Source organism: Solibacillus sp. NPDC093137 (genome assembly GCF_050280445.1).
In the GTDB taxonomy this organism is placed as follows: Bacteria; Bacillota; Bacilli; order Bacillales_A; family Planococcaceae; genus Solibacillus; species Solibacillus isronensis_B.
In genome coordinates this window covers 1-6,042 of record NZ_JBNNVH010000013.1, presented here as the reverse complement: position 1 = coordinate 6,042, position 6,042 = coordinate 1, and the positions used below count along the sequence as shown (strand labels likewise).

The 6,042-nt window shown below is 34.3% G+C and carries 12 protein-coding genes; all 12 read left to right on the top strand.

Annotation, left to right across the window (positions count from 1 at the left end; genetic code table 11):
* A partial coding sequence (locus ACQKN3_RS20115; RefSeq protein ID WP_427714381.1) for a hypothetical protein occupies positions 1-547 on the top strand: 547 nt, incomplete at its 5' end.
* Positions 548-665: 118 nt separating this feature from the next.
* Entirely contained in the window at positions 666-872 is a 207-nt protein-coding gene (locus ACQKN3_RS20110; protein WP_427714379.1) for a hypothetical protein, read from the top strand.
* A 103-nt stretch (positions 873-975) separates the two neighbouring features.
* On the top strand, positions 976-1,245 hold the full coding sequence (locus ACQKN3_RS20105) for a hypothetical protein (RefSeq protein WP_427714376.1): 270 nt from the start codon (positions 976-978) through the stop codon (positions 1,243-1,245).
* A 143-nt stretch (positions 1,246-1,388) separates the two neighbouring features.
* Positions 1,389-2,060 (top strand): zonular occludens toxin domain-containing protein, encoded by a 672-nt coding sequence (locus ACQKN3_RS20100; protein WP_427714373.1) that lies wholly within the window; start codon positions 1,389-1,391, stop codon positions 2,058-2,060.
* A 37-nt stretch (positions 2,061-2,097) separates the two neighbouring features.
* Positions 2,098-3,486, top strand: a complete 1,389-nt coding sequence (locus ACQKN3_RS20095; RefSeq protein ID WP_427714370.1) for a hypothetical protein — start codon at positions 2,098-2,100, stop codon at positions 3,484-3,486.
* Positions 3,487-3,664: 178 nt separating this feature from the next.
* A complete protein-coding gene (locus ACQKN3_RS20090) occupies positions 3,665-3,847 on the top strand; it encodes a hypothetical protein (protein WP_427714367.1) in 183 nt (60 codons plus the stop codon).
* Positions 3,844-4,065, top strand: a complete 222-nt coding sequence (locus ACQKN3_RS20085; RefSeq protein ID WP_427714365.1) for a hypothetical protein — start codon at positions 3,844-3,846, stop codon at positions 4,063-4,065. The genes ACQKN3_RS20090 and ACQKN3_RS20085 overlap by 4 nt, the downstream gene beginning before the upstream one ends.
* Positions 4,065-4,214 (top strand): hypothetical protein, encoded by a 150-nt coding sequence (locus ACQKN3_RS20080; RefSeq protein WP_427714363.1) that lies wholly within the window; start codon positions 4,065-4,067, stop codon positions 4,212-4,214. Before ACQKN3_RS20085 ends, ACQKN3_RS20080 begins: the two co-directional genes overlap by 1 nt.
* Before the next feature lie 21 nt (positions 4,215-4,235).
* Positions 4,236-4,385: a hypothetical protein gene (locus tag ACQKN3_RS20075; protein ID WP_427714361.1), complete on the top strand. Its 150-nt coding sequence runs from the start codon at positions 4,236-4,238 to the stop codon at positions 4,383-4,385.
* A gap of 15 nt (positions 4,386-4,400) precedes the next feature.
* The gene (locus ACQKN3_RS20070; RefSeq protein WP_427714358.1) at positions 4,401-4,571 is read left to right on the top strand and encodes a hypothetical protein; all 171 of its coding nucleotides are present in this window, start codon (positions 4,401-4,403) and stop codon (positions 4,569-4,571) included.
* 532 nt (positions 4,572-5,103) lie between these two features.
* Entirely contained in the window at positions 5,104-5,298 is a 195-nt protein-coding gene (locus tag ACQKN3_RS20065) for a hypothetical protein (protein ID WP_427714356.1), read from the top strand.
* Between the two features lie 83 nt (positions 5,299-5,381).
* A partial coding sequence (locus tag ACQKN3_RS20060) for a protein rep (RefSeq protein ID WP_427714353.1) occupies positions 5,382-6,042 on the top strand: 661 nt, incomplete at its 3' end.

Here is a 6,042-nt window from a genome sequence, read left to right as displayed (position 1 = left end):
ACAAATAAAATCTAAAATGTATGATTTGTGGTCAAAAGCGTGTATAAAAAATGGTTTGACTTCAAATAAAAAGTACGGTTTAGACTTACAATCTGCCGAACATGCTCAAGAATATCTTTCAAAACATGGCACATGGTCACTAGAACAGGAGATGTCTAAGTCTCATATTAAAATAGCAAAAAATGAAAGTATGACACCATTTGATTTTTTAAGAGAATACCTGAAAACGGAAGATAAAAAGTATTTGAAGTTATTTAAAGAATATGTTGAATGTTTTAAAGGGAAACGACAAATTCAATGGTCTCAAGGATTGAAAAAAATGTTTGATTTAACTGATAAGACAGACGAAGAGTTAGCACATGAAAAAACAGAAGAAGCAGACGTTCTGGGTCGTATTAGTTACGAGGAATGGAAAATTATTTTGAAAAATGATTACCGTTCAAAATTATTAGATTATGTGGAAAAATATGGTCTTGATACAGCTTTAGCCATATTAATAGAAAAAGAATCTTCAGGGCACGAAGATTCTCAAAATAAAGAAATATAAACCATATTTCATAACATTATATATTATACCCTAAAATTTTAGAAGTCTTACATATTGTAAGGCTTCTTTTTGATATTCATGGTATTGTTTTCATAAAAAACAGGATAGGGGTGTATTTGTGAGGATGATTAACTTGGGGAGAAATAGAAAACCATTAATAGAAAAATCAAGTGTATTGATGTTTAGATTAGATAACAAAACAATATTTGCTTTATGTGACAAATTTAAAATTGATTATGACCTAGAATCCGAAGTGTTAAGTGATACGACAAAAAAAGCCTTAATTGGCGAAATTAAGAATAATTTAGAAAATTTTATAAAATAACCCTTGCCTTTTTCCTATTTTTTTTTTAAGATTAGTGAGAACAAATAAGCGGTACCGAATATGTGTTCGGTTTATTTGATAATAAAAATAGGGGGTAACTTTTATGCCAAAAGTTATGGTAAAAGGCGTTTTCATGGGGGCAAATTTAAAAAAATCACAATTTGACGGAAAAGAGACAACATCGTTATATATTGATGTTTATCAACCAGAAAGTAATGATACTGACAAAATGGTTCAAGTGAAGTCGAAAGATGTAACACTAATCCAAACATTAAATAATGATTACACAATGGGAAGTATTTTCGAAGCAGAAGTTTCTGTAAATGCTTATCAAAATAAAGCTTACTTTAATTTGTTAGAGATAATTGCTTAGGAAAATTTAAGATTGTTCGATTGAGCAATCTTTTTTTATTGGGGTGATTAAGTGAGTGCTGGTATACAAATTTTTTTAGCTGTTTTAACAGTTTGGTTGTATTCAAAGATTCGTAGAAAATCTAGATCAAAAAGTGATGTGAAATGATAATTGCTTACACAGGGATGCCGGGTAGTGGTAAAACGTATGCGTTGGTACAGAGGGCTGATAAAGCGTTGCGTCAAGGTCGTCAAGTATTTGCTAACTTCCCGTTAAAAGGTACATATCAAATTTCATTAGATGATATTTGTAAATATCAGTTTCCAGAAGATTGCGTTGTACTTATTGATGAAGCTGGGCGTTGGTTTAACTCTCGTGACTGGAAAGACTTACCTCATGAAGTATTCGACTTATTCACCATGCATCGACATGTAAAAATGGATTTATTCATTGCAGTACAATCATTTGCACGTATTGATAAATCACTTAGGGAAGTAGTCGAATTAGTTTACTGGGCAACCAATAGAGGTTATTTACCTTATCACAAATATTATGGCTATTACGATTTAGAAAAGTTAGGAAGTATGAAGAAAGACCATCATGTTATGCATATCGTTTGGAAAACTAAAAGACTTCGCAACTATTACGATACTTTTGCCATGAAGGAAAAGTTTGCTCACAAACCATTTGTGCCAATAATTAAGTGGTCTGATAGAGATTTAACTAGAAAAGAAAAAATTAATCTGTGGTTCAAACACAGAAAATTAAGAACTCTCGTCAAAATAAATCGAGTACGCCGTAAGTTGGCTTTGCGCTACAATCGCAACAGCGATTAGCGCATGCCAACAGGCGTACTCCAGTTGGGGTGTGATTATGCTATTTAGTAAAACTATTAAACTACTTATTTGTTTGGTAATAATAATGCCCTATATAGTCCAAGCACCCCAAGCAAGCGCAGCAGTCAATTATGACCACAATGCATTGTTAGAATACAAGGGTTATGGCGAGGCAGTTTACGAAACAGTTGTAGAACAAACAACTTTTATAACAGGACAATACACAGATAATAAACAGTATGTAAAAGATAGTATGGGTCAAATAAAAGATTATGCTAATTTTTGGCTTAATGAACAAGGTACTATACATGATGCATGTAGTGGTACACAAATTTTCACAAAAAACTGTCTAGGTGAATTGACTTCATCTGCAGGCGGTTATGCTTTAACGGTTGGGGATTTTATTAAAAATTTATTCACTGATTATGACAAAAGTATTCCTGTTGTTAATGAACCTGATTATAGTTTTTATGAAAATGCGTTTACATGGCGACTTAATTATGAAAAACGTCCAGTTTTAACATTAAAAAATGGGTGGACTGCTGAATTTGAATATAAAGGGCAGAAAACTACTCATACAGCTAAAGAAGGGTTAAACAATGATATTTTTGTTTACCTTTACAACGATTATACATGGGATATTTATTATAGGTTTTATGTAGCAGGGTTTCCAACAATGGGGCCAAAAATAGGAAATGACCCATCTTCTGAAGTAACTGCGGCTAGGAATCATTTTAATGCTAATAGTGGTTCTGTTGGGGGTATGATGTCTTTAATTTATAAAGCCGGTGGAAGTATTAAAGTTTTTTATGAAGGTGTAGAAAAACCATTTGTACCAACTATTCCACAACGTCCAATGACTGATATTAATAATTATATTCAAGAAAGTACACCAAAAATGGTTGCTCCACAACCTAAAGCATATTTAAGTTGCCCGGATGGTACTCGAATTGATATGGCTATTAATGGTTCTACATTCTTAGATGCATCTGGACAAGTTATGAATGTAAATAGAGATGGAACGGCACAAATAAGCAGTCAAATTTGTAATTTAGGTTGGGAAAAGCAACAAGTTGATTATGTAGATGATAAACCGGCAATTACAGATCCAGATGGAAATTGGTTAGACCTTATTACTGGTGAACTTTTAGAGTGTGTTGTATTGGAAAAATGTGAAGTTTCAACTAAACCACCGGGAGAAGTTGAGCCAATCGATAATTCTTTAGTTGAGTATGTAAAAAATGCGTATGAATATGCAACCTCTGTATTGAAAACGGCTACCGATGGATTGAAAAGTTTAGGCGAGGGTGCAAAAGAATTAACTGCATTGTTTGGTGTATTCTTCGGTTGGCTTCCAAAAGAAATGGTTGTACTTATGTCAAGTGGGTTAGGTATTGCAATTGGGTTGCGTTTATTCCGAAAGTAGGTGGCATCTATTGCACAATTAGATACATTAGGACGAGCATTTATCGGTGTTTTTGAAGTTGCTGATACCCCAATTGATATTATGGGATATTCGATTGCGCCGTTAGATATATGGCTTACAACAGCCATTATTTATATGTTAATGGATATATTCCTTAACTACATGTGGGGGGAAAGGAATGAATGAAGACTTTTCTAGTGCTGCTGTTACAAGTAGCGATATTGATTATACTGAACGGCTTGATACAATAATTTTCTATCTTGAAGTCGTTTCGGGTGGTGTTATCGAGTTAGGTTGGATTGCAAAAACTTTTCTAATCTTCTACATTATTTTCGGTGCTTGGAGGGTGGTTAGAAAATGACGGATGTTGTAGAGACTCCTGAACAAGTTGAACCAGTTACAGAAGTTATAGAGTGGTCTGGCGGTTTAATGACAAGTGCTATTCGTAACATGATTGGTACACCTCCACCAGGTTTCGAGTTTGTAGAATATGCAGTCGGTGGTGCAATATTTATTATTCTATTTGCCCTGATTGCTAGTGTAGTAGTTGGATTCTCTAAAATACTGGGGGCGAAATAATGCAAGCGGCATTTAGTTCTGCATTAACTTCGGTAGGTCAAATAATTTCACTGTTTACACAAGAACCATTTGTTTATTTTGTAGCTGTGGCGTTAGTTGGTGCGGTTGCAAGCGTTGCACGTAAATTTGTACCAATGCGTAGAGGATAGCTTTTAAGGGGGTGAGTAAAAATGACAGATGCAGTTACAACGGTTATAGGTTGGTTACCTCAAACAATCGAAATTTTCACAGAAGAACCGGCAATTTATTTCGTAGGTGTAGCATTAGTGGGTGCAGTTGCAGGGATCGCTCGTAAATTCGTGCCAATGCGTAAGCGTTAATTTGGAGGGTAAAATATGCAAATAGATGTAGTAACAATAAAAATTGCTGTGATGGCTGTTTTAAACTGGGTTAGTGATTTAATTTCAGTATTTACGGCTCCACCTGCTATCTACTTTGTAGCTGTTGCTTTGGTCGGCGCAGTAGCAGGCATTGCACGTAAATTTGTACCAATGAGAAAACGTTGAGTTATCGGGCATTCCTTACTGGGAGTGCCTTTTTTATTAAAACATAGGAGTGATTACATGCTATTAAATTTATATAGTTCAATACCATTACCCATGCAAAAAACAATAACACCTAATAGTGTCCTCTATTCAAAGCTTACAACGATGATTTTTACAAGTCAAACAGAATACCAATACCTTCACACCTACGAAGAAATAAAAGGCGTATACAAGTATGTACGCACTTTCAGGCTAAATCAAATTAACACAGGATAGAACCACGCTAAACGCGTAGCGTATCAACGGGTGAATTATAGGGCTTGCCCCTATAAGAGGGGTTTACCCCTTATAGCCTTTAACTAATCGAAACAATTAATTAGCTGGCGAAACGGAGTGAAAGCAATATCACCTCATGTTAATGAGCATCTTTACCCCCTTTTCTTATAAGCGCTCTTTTTTCTTTTAACATGAAAATAATTTAATTTACGTCTAGACAAATTGACTAGACAATGTTATATTTAATTCAACAAGTAATTAGAAGGAGTTGCTAAATTTGTCAAAACGTTTACAGATTAACATTAGATCAAATCCGTATACAGAATCATTGATTAAAGCTGTTTTGGAAAAAGACGATTCTTTAGACAAATCAAAATTTGTACATGCTGCCATTGAAAGATTAGCATTCGAAATCTTAGGACCAGAGGAAATTATGAACATTCGTATGTACCAACATTTTGATGAAAAATAATTAAGGATTTTTGAGCCGATAGGCGAAAAAAATCCCCTTGGTATATATTACGAAATCACAGTCCACTTTTACATTGGGAAGGAGTGAAAAACATAGCAATGACAAGGGTTTCGAACGCATTAGCGCAAAAACAAATTGACGAAAAAATTAGACGAGTGCGAGCAGAAAGATATGCTTGTCAATCTGTTGCAAAATTAGCACTCCCAAAAGAACGAGTTTCAATTTGTTTACGACGTCCAGTAAGTTCAGAAGTTGAAATATGGAAACATAAACAAACTAAAAAAGCATTTTACAGTGGTTTAATGGTTTGTGGTAGTGTCTGGATATGTCCAGTATGTGCGGCCAAAATTTCAGAACGTAGAAAAACAGAATTAGAGCTAGCATTTGAACAGCACAAAAAAAATAATGGTCAAATTGCTTTGTTAACATTAACATTTGCACATAAAAAATCGGACAAGCTAAAAGATACATTAAAAAAATTCAGTGCTGCTACTCAAAAGATGATGACCGGAAGGGCGTTTCATGATATTCGATTACAAATGGATATGCTTGGTAGAATAAGAGTTTTCGAGGTTACATATGGTGCGAACGGATTCCATCCACATGTACATATTGCACTTTTATATAAAAATGCTGACGTTGATCTCGAACAAATAAAATCTAAAATGTATGATTTGTGGTCAAAAGCGTGTATAAAAAATGGTTTGACTTCAAATAAAAAGTACGGTTTAGACTTACAATCTG

Bases quoted from the DNA above. Each gene is read 5' to 3' on its own strand.
- ACQKN3_RS20100 (WP_427714373.1), top strand. From the start codon at position 1,389: ATGATAATTGCTTACACAGGGATGCCGGGTAGTGGTAAAACGTATGCG.
- ACQKN3_RS20105 (WP_427714376.1), top strand. From the start codon at position 976: ATGCCAAAAGTTATGGTAAAAGGCGTTTTCATGGGGGCAAATTTAAAA.
- ACQKN3_RS20090 (WP_427714367.1), top strand. From the start codon at position 3,665: ATGAATGAAGACTTTTCTAGTGCTGCTGTTACAAGTAGCGATATTGAT.
- ACQKN3_RS20080 (WP_427714363.1), top strand. From the start codon at position 4,065: ATGCAAGCGGCATTTAGTTCTGCATTAACTTCGGTAGGTCAAATAATT.
- ACQKN3_RS20075 (WP_427714361.1), top strand. From the start codon at position 4,236: ATGACAGATGCAGTTACAACGGTTATAGGTTGGTTACCTCAAACAATC.
- ACQKN3_RS20070 (WP_427714358.1), top strand. From the start codon at position 4,401: ATGCAAATAGATGTAGTAACAATAAAAATTGCTGTGATGGCTGTTTTA.
- ACQKN3_RS20095 (WP_427714370.1), top strand. From the start codon at position 2,098: ATGCTATTTAGTAAAACTATTAAACTACTTATTTGTTTGGTAATAATA.
- ACQKN3_RS20085 (WP_427714365.1), top strand. From the start codon at position 3,844: ATGACGGATGTTGTAGAGACTCCTGAACAAGTTGAACCAGTTACAGAA.